General features: G+C 67.3%; 14 protein-coding genes and 1 tRNA gene. 8 read left to right on the top strand and 7 right to left on the bottom strand.

Annotated elements, in window-relative coordinates; genetic code table 11:
* Positions 1–46 precede the first annotated feature (46 nt).
* Positions 47–1,450: a diaminopimelate decarboxylase gene (gene lysA, locus EDD41_RS00555; protein WP_123574569.1), complete on the bottom strand. Its 1,404-nt coding sequence runs from the start codon at positions 1,448–1,450 to the stop codon at positions 47–49.
* A 134-nt stretch (positions 1,451–1,584) separates the two neighbouring features.
* Between lysA and EDD41_RS00550 the strand changes: the two genes are divergently transcribed.
* From EDD41_RS00550 to galK, 6 genes are all read left to right on the top strand, one after another.
* A tRNA-Arg gene (locus EDD41_RS00550) sits at positions 1,585–1,659 on the top strand.
* Positions 1,660–1,743: 84 nt separating this feature from the next.
* A complete protein-coding gene (locus EDD41_RS00545; RefSeq protein ID WP_123574568.1) occupies positions 1,744–3,105 on the top strand; it encodes a glycosyltransferase family 87 protein in 1,362 nt (453 codons plus the stop codon).
* 9 nt (positions 3,106–3,114) lie between these two features.
* On the top strand, positions 3,115–4,431 hold the full coding sequence (locus EDD41_RS00540; RefSeq protein WP_094764713.1) for a glycosyltransferase 87 family protein: 1,317 nt from the start codon (positions 3,115–3,117) through the stop codon (positions 4,429–4,431).
* 70 nt (positions 4,432–4,501) lie between these two features.
* Positions 4,502–8,350: a multifunctional oxoglutarate decarboxylase/oxoglutarate dehydrogenase thiamine pyrophosphate-binding subunit/dihydrolipoyllysine-residue succinyltransferase subunit gene (locus EDD41_RS00535; protein WP_425454325.1), complete on the top strand. Its 3,849-nt coding sequence runs from the start codon at positions 4,502–4,504 to the stop codon at positions 8,348–8,350.
* A 16-nt stretch (positions 8,351–8,366) separates the two neighbouring features.
* Positions 8,367–8,543, top strand: coding sequence for a DUF6104 family protein (locus tag EDD41_RS16685; protein WP_094764715.1), 177 nt, complete (start codon positions 8,367–8,369; stop codon positions 8,541–8,543).
* A complete protein-coding gene (galK, locus tag EDD41_RS00530) occupies positions 8,543–9,694 on the top strand; it encodes a galactokinase (protein WP_094764716.1) in 1,152 nt (383 codons plus the stop codon). The genes EDD41_RS16685 and galK overlap by 1 nt, the downstream gene beginning before the upstream one ends.
* On the opposite strand, the gene EDD41_RS00525 is transcribed toward galK, so the two are convergent.
* On the bottom strand, positions 9,685–10,080 hold the full coding sequence (locus tag EDD41_RS00525) for a hypothetical protein (RefSeq protein ID WP_143813932.1): 396 nt from the start codon (positions 10,078–10,080) through the stop codon (positions 9,685–9,687). The genes galK and EDD41_RS00525 overlap by 10 nt on opposite strands.
* A 188-nt stretch (positions 10,081–10,268) precedes the next feature.
* Between EDD41_RS00525 and EDD41_RS00520 the strand changes: the two genes are divergently transcribed.
* A complete protein-coding gene (locus EDD41_RS00520; protein ID WP_094764718.1) occupies positions 10,269–10,520 on the top strand; it encodes a WhiB family transcriptional regulator in 252 nt (83 codons plus the stop codon).
* Between the two features lie 65 nt (positions 10,521–10,585).
* On the opposite strand, the gene EDD41_RS00515 is transcribed toward EDD41_RS00520, so the two are convergent.
* A complete protein-coding gene (locus EDD41_RS00515) occupies positions 10,586–12,061 on the bottom strand; it encodes a sensor histidine kinase (RefSeq protein ID WP_094764719.1) in 1,476 nt (491 codons plus the stop codon).
* 150 nt (positions 12,062–12,211) lie between these two features.
* Here EDD41_RS00515 and EDD41_RS18030 point away from each other — a divergent pair, with 150 nt between their 5' ends.
* Complete coding sequence (locus tag EDD41_RS18030; RefSeq protein WP_123576733.1) at positions 12,212–12,286, top strand: 50S ribosomal protein bL37; 75 nt, start codon at positions 12,212–12,214, stop codon at positions 12,284–12,286.
* Between the two features lie 68 nt (positions 12,287–12,354).
* Here the strand turns inward: EDD41_RS18030 and EDD41_RS00505 are convergent, their stop codons facing one another.
* The 4 genes from EDD41_RS00505 to EDD41_RS00490 all read right to left on the bottom strand — a co-directional run bounded on the left by EDD41_RS00505 (position 12,355) and on the right by EDD41_RS00490 (position 14,854).
* Positions 12,355–12,624: a zf-HC2 domain-containing protein gene (locus tag EDD41_RS00505; protein ID WP_123574623.1), complete on the bottom strand. Its 270-nt coding sequence runs from the start codon at positions 12,622–12,624 to the stop codon at positions 12,355–12,357.
* A complete protein-coding gene (locus tag EDD41_RS00500) occupies positions 12,617–13,294 on the bottom strand; it encodes a sigma-70 family RNA polymerase sigma factor (protein WP_094764721.1) in 678 nt (225 codons plus the stop codon). The genes EDD41_RS00505 and EDD41_RS00500 overlap by 8 nt, the downstream gene beginning before the upstream one ends.
* 106 nt (positions 13,295–13,400) lie before the next feature.
* Positions 13,401–14,063 (bottom strand): alpha/beta hydrolase family protein, encoded by a 663-nt coding sequence (locus EDD41_RS00495; RefSeq protein WP_148060426.1) that lies wholly within the window; start codon positions 14,061–14,063, stop codon positions 13,401–13,403.
* A gap of 5 nt (positions 14,064–14,068) precedes the next feature.
* A complete protein-coding gene (locus EDD41_RS00490; RefSeq protein WP_094764778.1) occupies positions 14,069–14,854 on the bottom strand; it encodes an SOS response-associated peptidase in 786 nt (261 codons plus the stop codon).
* Positions 14,855–14,919: the final 65 nt, after the last annotated feature.

Here is a 14,919-nt window from a genome sequence, read left to right as displayed (position 1 = left end):
CGTCGTCCTTCGTCCTTCGTGGATTGTTTCGGGCGGGGAGTGCTGCTCAGTTGCCGACGTCGAGGCTCATCAGGTCCTCGAGGCTCTCACGGCGCAGCAATGTGGTCAGTTCGCCGTCGCGCACCGCGACGACCGGAGGCTTGGTCAGCATGTTGTAGTTGCTGGCCATCGCCCGGGAGTAGGCACCCGACGCGGGAACCGCCAGCAGGTCTCCGGGGGCGATGTCCGCGGGCAGGAAGACGTCGCGGACCAGGATGTCGCCACCCTCACAGTGCTTGCCGACCACGCGGCACAGGACGGGCTCGGCCCGGGAGGCGCGCGAGACGACGGCCGCCGAGTACTCAGCGGCATAGAGGGCGGGACGGATGTTGTCACTCATCCCACCGTCGATGCTCACGTAGACCCGGTTCTGTCCCCCGTCGATGTCGACCACCTTCACCGTACCCACGGTGTAGAGCGCCATGGTGGTGGGGCCGCTGATGGCGCGGCCCGGTTCGATGCTGATCTGTGGGATGGCGATGTTGTATCCGCGCGCCTCATGCTCGACGATCTCCCGCAGACTGGTGGCCAGGGCGTCGGGCGTTGCGGGGGTGTCGGCATGGGTGTACGCGATGCCGAAGCCGCCACCGAGGTCCAACTCGGGCAGCTCCGTCCCGGTCGCCGCGGCGAACTGGGCCAGGAGCTTCATGGTGCGGCGGGCAGCCACCTCGAAGCCGTGGGTGTCGAAGATCTGCGAGCCGATGTGTGAGTGGATCCCCAGCAGGTCCATGTGCTCGCTGTAGTGGCAGCGCACCATTGCGACCATCGCCTGCCCATTGGTGATGCTGAAGCCGAACTTCTGGTCCTCGTGCGCGGTGGCAATGTACTCGTGGGTGTGTGCCTCCACGCCGGTGGTCACCCGCACCATCACCCGGGCGCGCCAGCCATTGGCCGCACAGAGCTGTTCGATCCGGCCGATCTCGTCCAGCGAGTCGACGATGATCCTGCCCACACCCTTCGACAAGGCCAGGGCCAGCTCGTCGACGGACTTGTTGTTGCCATGCAGGCCGATGCGTGCCGGGTCCATGCCGCCGGCCAGGGCCACCGTGAGCTCTCCCCCGCTGCACACGTCGAGGTACAGGTCCTCCTCCCGGATCCAGCGCGCCACGCTCCGGGTCAGGAAGCTCTTGCCTGCGTAGTAGACCTGCCAACCGGCAAAGGCCTCACGGAAGGCGGCAGCCCTTGCGCGGAAGTCCGCCTCGTCGACCACATAGGCGGGAGTGCCCACCTCTTCGGCGATCTCCTTGACGCCCAGACCAGCCACGCTCACCTCTCCTCCATCGACACGCTCGACCGAAGCGCTCCACAGCGCGGGATCGAGTTCGTTGACGTCGGTGGGGCGGTTGAGCCACTGCGGTCCCGCCGCGGTGGCGTCGGCATGGATGGAGCCGGCGACATGGGTGTGCGTCATACCCCTGATCCTTCCAGAAGCCACCACCGACCCTCGACCACGTTCCAGACGCTGACACGCGACGCGCCACCCCGACCCTTGTGACGAAGCACTGCCGGAGCCTGCTACTGTGGTCCACGCCCCAACAGGGGCTGGCCCCCGTAGCTCAGGGGATAGAGCACCGCCCTCCGGAGGCGGGAGCGCAGGTTCGAATCCTGCCGGGGGCGCCAGAAGGACGGATTCTCGTCCATCAAGAGCAGTGTTCGTCCATGTAGTGACTGGGCCCGGGCGCGGCCCGCCGACCGGGGGCCCCAGTGAGCCAGACTTCCACCAGTGAACAAGCCAGCTTCCTCACCCCCACCTCACCGTGGCGGGCCTGGTGGGACTCGGAACGGCTCAACGATGCCCGCCTGATGAAGAAGGTGTGGCTGTTCAGCCGCATCGTCCTCTTCCTTGAATGGGCAGCCATGCTCTTCACCCTGGGAGACACTCGCTACTACCACGAGAACATCACCCGGATGGGCCTCAACGGCCCCCAGTCGACGATGATCGAATACCCCACCCCCGTCCTGTGGCTGCTCAAGCTCCCGGACCTGGTGAGCTTCGGCCACCGGTGGGCCTATGTGGCCGCCTTCTTCTGCCTGATGTTCCTGCTGGACGCCGCCTTCACCTGGACGCTGTGGCACGACGCTGGGCGGCTGCGCGGCAAGGCCGTCGCCTTCTGGTCCGCCTTCGTACCTCTCGTGGGCACCACCGCCTACCTGCGTTTCGACATCATCACGGCTGTCCTGGCCGGCTGGGCCTTGCTCCTGCTGCGCAAGAAGCAACCCGTCGCGTCGGGCGCGATGATCGGGATCGGCGCGGCAATCAAGCTCTGGCCGGCGCTGCTGTGGCCAGCGCTCCTGGGGGACCGGGAGCACGGCTCACCACGGCGAAACCGGTTGCTCACCAGCCTCGGCTTCTGGGGATCGGGATGCCTGCTCGCGATCGCCAGTCTGGTCTGGGCCGGCTGGGACCGGCTCGTCTCCCCCCTGGGCTGGCAGGGTCAGCGCGGACTGCAGATCGAGAGCGTGTGGGCCACGATCCCGATGCTGTGGCGGATGATGACCCCCGAGACCTTCTGGGTGGCCGTCAGCGACTTCAACGCGTGGGAGATCTCCGGGCCCGCCACCGAGCTCTTCCAGACCCTCGCCTCCGCGGCAATGGCGCTGGGCCTGCTGGCCACTGTGGCCTGCTACCTGCTGTGGCTGCGCCGCGGGGACCAGCGCCTGATCGAGGGAGCTGCCCTGATGCTGCTGGTCATCTTCGTGATGATCGTGGCCAACAAGACATTCAGTCCGCAGTACATCATCTGGGTGGGTGGCCCGCTGGCCGCGGGCTGGGCCATGGCCAGCGAGAACCCCAAGGGCAGCCACCGGGCCCGCAGCGACGAGCACCATCTGGCGGAGATCAGCGAGTGGACGCTGGTGATCACCCTGCTGACCCAGATCATCTACCCCATCGGATATGCGTCGCTGGTGGGTCACCGGCCCGGCATGCACGGCGCCACGCTGGTGCTGGCCGCCCGCAATGTGGTCCTGTGCTGGGTACTGTTCAAGATCGCGGCGTGGATCTGGAGCTTCCTGCATCCGCGCCAGATCGAGGCCACCCGGTTGGCCACAGACGCCGAACGCTGAACGGAGAACGTGAGCTCCCCCGCCCCCGAATCCAGTCCCCCGTCCCTGCTCGGCACCGACATCCGTCGGCTGCTGCTGGGCAGTGCCGTCCCGTGGGTGGCGCTCTGGGTGCTCTCCCGCTGCTGGATGCTCCACCAGTGGGCGAAGGACTACACCTTCATCATCAACGACGTGCGCTACTACTTCGGTCAGTTGCAGGGCGCACAGGACTACTCCACGGTGCTGCGCGAGTACCCGATGCCGGTGGTCTGGCTGCTGGACGTGCTGCGCCAGCCCATCGATGACGACGTCTCGCTCTACTGCCTGCTCTTCGCGCTGCTGATGGCCGTGCTCGACGGAGGCTTCTCGGTCTGGTTGTGGCAGGGCCGCTCCAAGGTGGCGGCCATCTACTGGATGGTCTTCACCTTTGCGATGGGGCCACTGATCTGGTTCCGCTATGACCTGCTGGCCGGCGTGGTGGTGGGCGTCGCGGTCTTCCTGGTGGCCCGTCGGCCAGGGCTGTCCGGGGCCCTGATGGCCTTGGGAGCCGGCATCAAGCTGTGGCCGGCGCTGCTGATTGCCCCCCTGCTGGGGCGTGACCGTTCTTCCCGGGAACGCCTCGTCTGGTTCAGCGCGACGGGCATGGGCCTGGCCCTGGCCTCCCTGCTCGTCGCCGGCCCGATGCGGCTCGTCTCACCCCTGTCCTGGCAGTCCGGACGGGGACTTCAGATCGAGAGCGCCTGGGCGAGCGTCCCGATCCTCCTGCGCGCCTTCGGCGGGCCGGAACAGGCGGGCAATGCAGCGGTCCGGTGGGACGTGAGGATGTCTCCCTTCAATGCCTTCGAGGTCTTCGGTCCGCACGTCGAAACACTTCTTCGACTTTCCTCCGTCGCCATGGCTCTGGGTGTCCTCTACACCGGAGTCATCGCCGTGCTGGTCTTCCGGGAGGGGGCCAGCCCCGACCTGCGGGCTCTGGCCTGCCTGTCCATCGTGCTCGTCATGCTGAGCGCGAACAAGACCCTCAGCCCGCAATATGTCGCGTGGCTGGGGGCCGTCAGCGCTGCCTGGCTTGGACTCGCGCCCCGCGGCAAGCACCGGGCCAGGGCCACTCTGGTGGCCGTCACATGCCTGGCGATCGCCTGGGCCACCCAGTACGTCTACCCCAACCACTACCTCGGCCTGATCGTGCCCGAGACAGCCGACCGGGGCGCGACGGCGGCGCTCGTCGGCCGAAATCTGGGGCTCGTGGGCTTGACGGCCATCACCGTCTGGTGGACTGTTGAAGGATTGATGACAAACAGGTTTGCCCAAGCCACCCGGGTAACGGATAACATCGCATCCAGGTAGGCGCAGGGGCCTGCCGCAGGCCAACACACACCGGAAGAAGGCGATGGTGGCCCGAGCCACCGCACAACACATGTCAAACAACGACTCCTCCAGTGACTTCGGCGCCAACGACTGGCTGATCGAGGAAATGTACGAGCAGTACAAGTCCGATCCGAGCAGCGTGGATGCCGCGTGGGCGGCCTATTTCGCCAAGAACTCGCCGGCGCAGGCGCAGCAGGCGACGCCCGCCGCCGCACCCGCTCCTGCTGCCGCCCCGCAGCAGGCCACCCCGGCGCAGCCCGAACAGTCCGCCCCGGTGCAGCCCGAACAGTCCGCCCCAGCGCAGCCCAAACAGTCCGCCCCAGCGCAGCCCAAACAGTCCGACCCAGCGCAGCCCAAACAGTCCGCCCCGGCCGAGGCCCCCAAGCCCACCAAGGTCGAGCAGCGCGAGGTGCGCACCGAGACGCCGTCCACGCCCGGACACGCCTCGGGCCTGAGCGCCAATGCGCCGAATCCCGCCAACCGCCCCAAGGTGGCCAGCCAGGAGCCCAAGAAGACGGTCATGAAGGGCGTGCCGATGCGCACGGCCAAGGCCATGGACGCCTCGCTGACCATGCCGGTGGCCACCACCGTGCGGTCGGTCCCGATGAAGCTGGTCATCGACCAGCGCACCGTGATCAACAACTTCCTCAAGCGCTCGAAGGGTGGCAAGGTCAGTTTCACCCACATCATCGGCTTCGCGATGGTGCAGGCGCTCAAGGCCATCCCGGCCATGAACAATGCCTACGGCGAGGAGAACGGCAAGCCCGTCCTGATCGAGAACCCGTCGATCAACATCGGTCTGGCCATGGACCTCGTCAAGCCCGACGGCACCCGCAACCTGGTCGTGCCCGCCATCAAGGGCTGCGAGCAGCTCGACTTCATGCAGTGGTGGGCCGCCTACGAGGAGGTCGTCAAGAAGGGCCGTACCGGCAAGCTCGGTGTCGAGGACTTCCAGGGCGTCACCGCCTCGCTGACCAATCCCGGTGGCCTGGGCACCAACCACTCGGTGCCCCGCCTGATGAATGGCCAGGGAGTCATCGTCGGCGTCGGATCCATCGACTACCCGCCGGAGTTCCAGGGCACCAGCGAGAGCCGGATCAACGAGCTGGGCGTCAGCAAGATCACCACGCTGACCTCCACCTATGACCACCGCGTCATCCAGGGCGCACAGTCCGGTGAGTTCCTGCGCAAGATGCACCGGCTGCTGCTGGGCGAGGACGGTTTCTACGACCAGATCTTCGAGAGCCTGCGCGTCCCCTACCCGCCGCTGCGTTGGGACACCGACGTCAGCGCCCACCGCTACAGTCAGGTGCCCAAGGAGGCCCGTGTCGTCGAGCTGATCCAGGCCTACCGCAGCCTGGGCCACCTCATGGCCGACGTCGACCCGCTGGAGTACCGCCAGCGCACCCACCCCGAACTCGAGCTGGAGACCCACGGCCTGACTGTGTGGGACCTGGACCGCGAGTTCGCGGTCGGCACCTTCGCTGGCGAGGCCCGCAGCTACATGACGCTGCGCGAGATCCTGGACATCCTGCGTGACTCCTACTGCCACACCATGGGCATCGAGTACATGCACATCTCGGACACCGAACAGCGTCGCTGGTTCCAGGAGAAGTTCGAGAAGCCGCACACTCCCCTGCCCCGCGAGGAGCACCTGCGCATCCTCGACAAGCTCAACGAGGCGGAGATCTTCGAGACCTTCCTGCAGACCAAGTTCGTCGGCCAGAAGCGCTTCAGCCTCGAGGGTGGCGAGTCCACCATCGTGCTGCTCGACGAGATCTGCGAGCTGGCCGCCGACAACTCGCTGGACGAGGTCTGCATCGGTATGCCGCACCGTGGCCGTCTGAACGTGCTGGCCAACATCGCCGGCAAGAGCTACGGCCAGATCTTCCGGGAGTTCGAGGGCAACATCGGCATGGCCGGTACCCAGGGCTCGGGCGACGTGAAGTACCACCTCGGCGCGGAGGGCAAGTTCTCCGCCGCCAGCGGCGCCACCATCCGCACCTCGGTGGCGGCCAACCCGTCGCACCTGGAGACCGTGGACCCGGTGCTGGAAGGCATCACCCGCGCCAAGCTGGACCGCCTGCCCAGCGCACTGAACGACGGCGAGGGCTACCCGGTCCTGCCGATCCTGCTGCACGGTGACGCGGCCTTCGCCGGCCAGGGCGTCGTCTACGAGGTGCTGCAGATGAGCCAGCTGCGCGGCTACCGCGTGGGCGGCACGGTGCACGTCGTGGTCAACAACCAGGTGGGCTTCACCACCTCGCCGGTGGAGTCCCGCTCCAGTGTCTACTGCACCGACGTGGCCAAGGTGATCCAGGCGCCCGTCATCCATGTCAACGGCGATGACCCGGACGCCTGCGTGCTCGCCGGCCGGATCGCCTTCGAGTACCGGCAGCGGTTCAACAAGGACGTAGTGATCGACCTGGTCTGCTACCGCCGTCGCGGCCACAACGAGGGCGATGACCCGAGCTTCACCCAGCCGAACATGTACGACCTGATCGAGCAGAAGCGCTCCACGCACAAGCTGTACACGGAGAGCCTGATCGGCCGAGGTGACATCACCACCCAGGATGCGGAAGACGTGATGAACAAGTTCCGCGCCCGTCTGGAGGATGTCTTCAAGGAGGCCAAGCAACTCACCGGTCCCGACGACGAGTACACCCGCGTGCCCTTCTACCCCACCAAGCCGAGCCGATGGGACGAGGGCGACAACAACACCGCCATCACCCAGGAGATGCTCGAGCAGGTGGCGCGGGTTCATCTCGAGATGCCCGAGGGCTTCGAGGGCCACGCGAAGGTGTTGCCGCAGCTGGCCCGTCGCGCCAAGCAGATCAAGGAGGGCCCGATCGACTGGGCGACCGGCGAACTGCTGGCGGTGGGTTCCCTGCTGATGGAGGGCCGTCCGGTCCGGATGAGCGGTCAGGACACGCGCCGGGGCACCTTCAGCCAGCGTTTCGGAGCGATCGTGGACCGTCGCACCAACGAGGCCTACGTCCCGCTGAAGCACCTCACCGAGGACCAGGCGAACTTCGACATCTACGACTCGCTGCTCAGCGAGTACGCAGTGATGGGCTTCGAGTACGGCTACTCCGTTGCGGCGCCCGAGGCGCTGGTCATGTGGGAGAGCCAGTTCGGTGACTTCGCGAACGGTGCCCAGAGCATCGCCGACGAGTACATCAGCTCCGGCTTCGCCAAGTGGGGCCAGAAGTCCGGTGTCGTGCTCCTCCTGCCGCACGGCTACGAGGGTCAGGGTCCTGACCACAGCTCCTGCCGCATCGAGCGGTGGCTGCAGCTGTGCGCCGAGAACAACCTCGCGGTCTGCCAGCCGTCGACGCCGGCCAGCCACTTCCACCTGCTGCGCCAGCACGCCTACGTCAACTGGCACCGCCCGACGGTGATCGCCACCCCGAAGTCCATGCTCCGCAACAAGCTGGCCACCAGCCAGCCCGAGGAGTTCACCTCCGGCAAGTGGCATCCGGCGCTGGGCGATCCGACGATCAGCGACCCGAGCGCCGTGCGCACGGTGCTGCTCTGCTCCGGCAAGGTTCGTTGGGAGCTCGTCGCGGCCCGCGCGAAGGCCGGTCTGGACGGACAGGTGGCCATCCTCTCGCTCGAGCGGCTCTACCCGCTGCCCGCGCAGGAGCTGGCCGAGGAGCTCAAGGCCTACGAGCACGTCACCGACATACGCTTCGTGCAGGACGAGCCCGAGAACCAGGGTCCGTGGCCCTTCATGGCGCTCAACCTGCCCGCCGCGGTCAAGGAGCACCTGCCCTCCCGCGACCTGTCCACCATGCGTGTCATCTCCCGTGAGGTCGCCGCGGCCCCGTCGGTCGGCTCGCACAAGGTGCACACGGACCAGGAGAAGGACCTGATGGAGCGCGCCCTGGCCCAGTAGTAGTAGTTTGTGGGTCGTGTATTTCACCGACCGTGGCCTGGAGGAGCTGGCTTCCCGTCGAGGAGACGAGGAAGTCAGCTTCTCTTGGCTTGCAGACCAGATGAAGATCTTCGTTGACCTGAACCCCGAGTTCGAGGTCAGCGTGGAAAGACTGGCGACCTGGCTCGCCCGGCTGGATGACGAGGACGATTGATGGCAAACGCTGAACAGACCGTGACCGAACGCTTCACCGAGCTGACCGGTCACGTACCGGCCGGTGTCTGGTTCGCGCCCGGCCGGGTCAACCTGATTGGCGAGCACACCGACTACAACGACGGTTTCGTGCTCCCCTTCGCCCTCGAGCTCGGCGCCACCCTCGCCGCCGGTGTCCGCGACGACGACCGGATCCGGGTCGACTCGGTGGACCTCAAGGAGACCGTCGAGCTCGACGTGCTCCGTCCATATGACCAGCCGGCCGCCACCACCGGGTGGAGCGCATACCTTGCCGGCGTCGTCTGGGCCCTGCGCCAGGCAGGGCACGCCGTGAGCGGCGTTGACCTGGTCCTGTGCTCCGACGTGCCGATCGGCGCCGGACTGTCCAGCTCCGCCGCCATCGAGTGCGCCGTCGTCGCGGCATGCTGTGACCTGTTCGGCCTGGACATCTCCCCCATCGACCGCGCCAAGCTGGCGCGCGTGGCGGAGAACAACTTCGTCGGGGCGCCCACGGGCCTGCTGGACCAGGCGGCCTCAACCCTGTGTCAGGAGGACCAGGCACTCTTCCTGGACTGCCGCAGCCTCGAGACGGCACCCGTCCCCCTGCCGCTCGGTGACCAAGGCCTCGAGATCCTGGTGCTGGACACGCACACCCCGCACAGCCACGTCGACGGCGAGTACGCCGAGCGTCGGACGACCTGTGAGGCGGCCGCCAAGGCCCTGGGCGTGCCCGCCCTGCGTGACGTGACCGATCTGGATGCCGCACTGGCCACGCTGACCGACGAGCTGCAGCGCAAGCGCACCCGCCACGTCGTGACCGAGGATGAGCGCGTGCTGCAGACCGTCGAGCTGGGCAGGGCCGGCCGGCTCCGCGAGCTGGGTTCCCTGCTCGACGCTTCCCACGCCTCGATGCGCGATGACTTCGAGATCACCGTGCCCACCGTCGACCTCGCCGTGGACACGGCGCGGGCCAACGGCGCCCTGGGCGCCCGGATGACGGGCGGCGGATTCGGCGGCTGCATCATCGCCCTGTGTGAGCAGGGGGACGGTGACCGGATTGGGCAGAGCGTGGCCGCAGCCTTCGCGGAGGCCGGCTTCAATGCCCCGAGCTGGTTCTGCGTCACTCCGGCGCAGGGAGCCCGTCAGCTCTGAGCGGCAGACTGGCCGTCGGCCTTCACCTCGTCGAGGTGCGCCTTGAGCGCCCCGACGAGGGTGGCCGCGGCCAGCGCCACGAAGATCCACAGCCACCACTGGTTCGAGCCCCGCGCGGTGGACACACCGACCAACATGTGCAGCAGTGAGCTGGCGACCACGGCACCATTGCCCGGGCCCCAGCCGGTGTGCGCTGCCTGCGCGATGAGCCCCAGCAGGGCTGCGTAGCCGATCAGCATCAGCGCGATCCCGGCGGAGAAGACGCCATTGTTGACGCCCAGGGATCCGACTCCGACGAACAGGAATACCAGGGCCGCCAGGACCGTTCCACCGGTGGCACAGGTCTGGGCGAGCGAGCGGCGCGGGCTGGTTCGGGTGTCAGTCACCTGCATTACTGTATGCGCCCTGAGCATTGGATTGCAGAATCTCTTGTCAACGGGCCTCCGAGTTGCCAAACTCATCTAGGCTGGTTTCACGGTTCGTTCGTGGATCCAGTGGGTTGCCGGGTTTCCCTCTGTTCGTCAGAGGTTCTGGACTACGGCCCGTCGCAATTTTCTCCAAAGGAGTAGTACTGATGGATTGGCGCCACAAGGCTGCCTGCCTGACCGAGGATCCGGAGCTGTTCTTCCCGATCGGCAACACGGGCCCGGCCATCCTCCAGATCGAGGAGGCCAAGAAGGTCTGTCGACGCTGCGAGGTGCGTGAACAGTGTCTGGCCTGGGCCATCGAGGCCGGTCAGGACCACGGTGTCTGGGGAGGCCTCAGCGAGGACGAGCGACGAGCCATGAAGCGTCGCCAGGCCCGCTCCCGCCTCCGGAATTCCTGACCCCACACAGCTGATCAACGAGGACAGCCGCCCGGTTCGCCGGGCGGCTGTCCTCGTGTGTGGGCTCAGTTGCCACCCCGGTGCTCCGCCAGCGGCAGCACCACGCGCGCACGGGCTCCCGGACCGTCGTCACGGTTGCCCAGTGTGAAGGTCCCACCCAGGTCCTCCACCAGCGTGCGCACGATGGACAGGCCCAGACTGTGGCTGGCACGCATGTCGAAGTCCTCGAGAATGCCCAGGCCTGCATCCAGCACGTCGACGACCAGCTCGTCGCCGGTGCGCACGGGCCGCACCGTCACGTCCCCGGAGGAGGACTCGAGGCCGTGCTCGACGGCGTTCTGGCACAGCTCGGTCACCACCAGGGACAGGTTGGTGGCCACGTCGGCAGGAATCATCCCGAAGCTTCCCTCCCGTCGGGCGTGCACCTTGCCGGAGGAGGCGGACACGTCGCCCACCATCCGCAGGATGCGGTCCGCGACGTCGTCGAAGGCCACCGCCTCATCGAAGGCCTGGGACAGGATCTCGTGCACCACTGCGATGGCGCTCACCCGGCTCATCGCGTCCTTGAGGGCGCCCTTCGCCTCCTCCGACTGGATGCGGCGGGACTGCAGGCGCAGCAGGGCGGCGACGGTCTGCAGGTTGTTCTTCACGCGGTGGTGGATCTCGCGGATCGTGGCGTCCTTGGTGACCAGCTGGCGCTGCTGCAGACGCAGCTGCGTGGTGTCGCGGCAGAGCACCAGGATGCCCGGCGGCCGGTCGTCGTAGGAGAGCAGCGGGATGATCCGCAAGCGGACGCTCGCCCGGGAGTTCGAGACCTCCAGTTCCCGCGCCGCTCGGCCCGACAGGTCCTGGCCGAAGCTTTGACCGACGTCCTCGAGACCTTCCACCAGGGACTGGGTGAGCTGCCGGAACTCCTCACCCTCCAGGTCTCCGGCATGACCCAACTTGCGGTAGGCGGAGACGGCATTCGGGCTTGCGAAACGGATGACCCCGCAGTCGTCGAGGCTGAGCAGCCCGTCACCCACTCGCGGGCTGAAGGTGTGCTCACTGGGTGGGGAGATGGGAAACGCCCCGTGCTGCAGCATCTGCGCGAGGATGTCCGCGGTGTCCAGGTAGCAGTCCTCCAGCGCACCGGGGGCGCGCACACCCATCTGGTTGGTGTGCCGTTCGACGACGGCGATGCAGCGTCCGCCGCGCATCACCGGGATGGCCCAGACGTCCACCGGGATGCCGGCACTGAGCTGGTTGTCGCTGGTCTCGCTGATCTCTTGGCACATGTACGCCGCGGTGACCAGGTGTTCAGCGTCGTAGGAGATGTCATCGCCCACCACGTCGTCCTCCAACGCGGTGGGGCCGGTCGTGGGGCGGATCTGTGCGGCGGCCCAGAAGATGTTGTCGTCGACGTCGGGGACCCACAGGATCAGGTCTGAGAAGGAGACGTCCGCGAACAGGTGCCACTCGTTGACCAGGCCCCTGAGCCACTGCCTGTCGCTCTCGGACAGGTCCGTGTGCTCGGTCATCACGTGCGCCATCGACAACATGACCCCACCCTAGCCAGCGCCCGACCGATGGTCCTACTTGGTCTGGGGCGCAGCAGATGGAATAATCAGTACTCGTGCCCGGCTCGGCCGGGGGAGGCCACCACACGGTGGCCGTCTACTGACCACAGATTTCTTGAACGAGGAGTTGTCATGAGCAAGCGTGGACGCAAGCGTCGGTCTCGCAAGAACAGTGGCGCGAATCACGGCAAGCGTCCCAACGCCTGATTCCGCAACTGTGAACGAAGAAGCCCCCGGTCTGATGATCGGGGGCTTCTTCCTGTGATGCGTGCTGTTCAACGCTCGTGCAGGGTCAGCGACATGCTGATGATCCTCATCCGCAGTTGGGTGCTGGCGGCCTGCGGCGGATTGCAACGCTTGATCAGAGTCGCGATGGTCTGCTCGATGTCGTAGTTCTCCAGGCACTTCTCGCACGCATCAAGGTGATGGCGCACGAGGTCGGCGTCGCACTCGGTCAGTTCACCGTGCAGGAAGGCCTGCACATGCCCGAGTGCCTCGGTACAGGCGTCGTGGTCCTCGGCGTGGCTCATCGCGGGATCAGTCATCGGGGCCTCCCCGGCGTCCGATGCCCTGCGCGGCTGCGTGCTCGGCCAGCTTGCTCCGCAGCTGCGAACGGCCCCGGTTCAGGCGGGACATCACGGTACCGATGGGCGTGCCCATGATCTCGGCGATCTCCTTGTAGGCAAAGCCCTCCACGTCGGCCAGCAGGACCGCGGTGCGGAAGTCCGGCGCCAACGAGTTCAGCGCGTCCAGCACGTCACCGTCGGGAATCCGGTCCAGCGCCTCCATCTCGGCCGAGCGCAGACCCGTCGAGGTGTGCGACTCCGCCTGGGCGAGCTGCCAGTCCTCGACGTCGGCACCACCAGTGGTCTTGGGCTGGCGCTGCGCCTTGCGGTAGGTGTTGATGTAGGTATTGGTGAGGATGCGGTAGAGCCAGGCCTTCAGGTTCGTACCCGGCGTGAACTGCTTGAAGGAGCTGAAGGCCTTGGCATAGGTCTCCTGCACCACGTCCTCGGCATCCGCCGGATTGCGGGTCATCCGCAGGGCGGCACCGTAGAGCTGGTCGAGGTAGACCATCGCATCGCGTTCGAAGCGCTCCGCGCGCTGCTCGTCGGTCTCCTCCGCGAAGGCCGCCTCCAGCTCGTCGACGGCAGGGTCGGCTGCGCGGACGGTCTCTGCGTCCGGCTCGTCATGGGTTGCACCTGGGAGAGTCATCACGTACGACAGTACCGAATCCTCGGCCCGTGTGGCCGCATCGTCCGTTCGCCCTGGGCGTTCTCGCAACTTCATCACGGCGGCAGAACGCAGCCGGTACGGCGGTTTATTCCCCTGCCGTGCCGCGCACGAAGGCCGCGACCCGCGACGCGATGGCGGCCCACACCAACTCCGGCTCCTGCCGGCCCCGCACCGGTGGCACCAGCTCGTGCCTGGCGCCGGCGACAGCGAGCAGCTGCAGCTCTGCCTCCTCGGCCAGCAGCCCAGCGAACTCAGCCGGGCCACCAAAGGGGTCGCGCTCCCCCTGCACCACCAGCGCCGGCAGGGCCAACCCCAGCAGTTCGTCCGCGCGGGACTTCTCGGGGCGGCCGGGCGGGTGCAAGGGGAAGGACAGGGCGACGATGCCCGCCGCACCAAGTTCGCGCCCTGTCCGGCAGGCCACCCGCGCTCCCGCCGAACGACCACCCAGCACGAGGGTGCCGGGCCGGAGACGGTCAACCAGCTGGGGCAGGGCCTCACACATCGCCTCATCGAGCCGCCGGGGAGCGACGGCGACCTTGCGGCCCGCGGTGCGCCAGGGCTGCTCGAAGCGTGCCACGGTGATCGACCCAGACGTGTCCGAGGGCAGCCGATGCGCAAGCTGCAGCAGGTCAGGGGCCTCGATGCCCCCGCCTGCTCCGTGACCCAGCACCAGCAGGCGCGAGGGGCGCTCACAGACCCCATCGACCACCATCCGGCCCGGCCCCTGGGACGTCTCGACTTCGATCACGTGGCTCACAGCAACTCCTCCTGGGTGGGGAGGTCCTCTACGCTGGGCAGCGGCACGATCAGTTCCGGCCCGTCATTGCGGACATTGCCCACCAGCCGGGAGACGGCCCATGCGGTCATCTCTTCCGGGACGGGGGCGTGCAGCAGGTCATGGGCGGCCAGCGGGTCGGTGAGTGCAGGATCCAGCCAGTGGTCCCAGTCCGCGCGCCGCACCTGCATCGGCATCCGGTCGTGGATGTGGCCCAGGGCATCAGTGGCCTGCGTGGTGATCACGGTGCAGGTGGTGAGCCATGCCTCTGGATGGTCCTGCGGCAGCGTCGGATCGCGCCAGAACTCGTAGAGACCGGCCATCACCATCAGGTCCGGCTCCCCCATGCGGGGCAGCGGGTGGATCCAGAAGGGTTGCTTGACCGGGCGTCCCTTCCCTGTGGCCGGGCCCGTGTACCACTCGTAGTATCCGTCGGCCGGCACGAGACAACGCCGGGTGGCGAAGGCCTTGCGGAAGGACGGCTTCTCCGCGACGGTCTCGCTGCGGGCATTGATCAGGCCGGCAGCGCGAGAGCGGTCCTTGGCCCAGCTGGGCACCAGCCCCCAGCGGGGCCGGGCCAGCTTGCGTCGCACCTCACCCCAGTTCTTGTCCCGTCGCTCCATCACCGCGGGAACCGGATCGGTCGGCGCGATGTTGTAGCGCGGGGCCAGTGGCGGCAGCGTCTCCAGCTCCACCACCTCGTCGACCTCGAAGGTCTCCACGAGCAGGTCCTGACTGGCCGAGGCCGCGTAGCGTCCGCACATGCGCACCATCTAACCAGTGCCCGATTTCGCCACCTGCGCAATCGCTTGGCGTCGACCCAGCCGCT

This window comes from Luteococcus japonicus, assembly GCF_003752415.1.
Classification (GTDB): Bacteria; Actinomycetota; Actinomycetes; order Propionibacteriales; family Propionibacteriaceae; genus Luteococcus; species Luteococcus japonicus.
The sequence above is the reverse complement of the archived record's forward strand: the minus strand, read 5'-3'. Positions and strand labels throughout refer to the sequence as shown.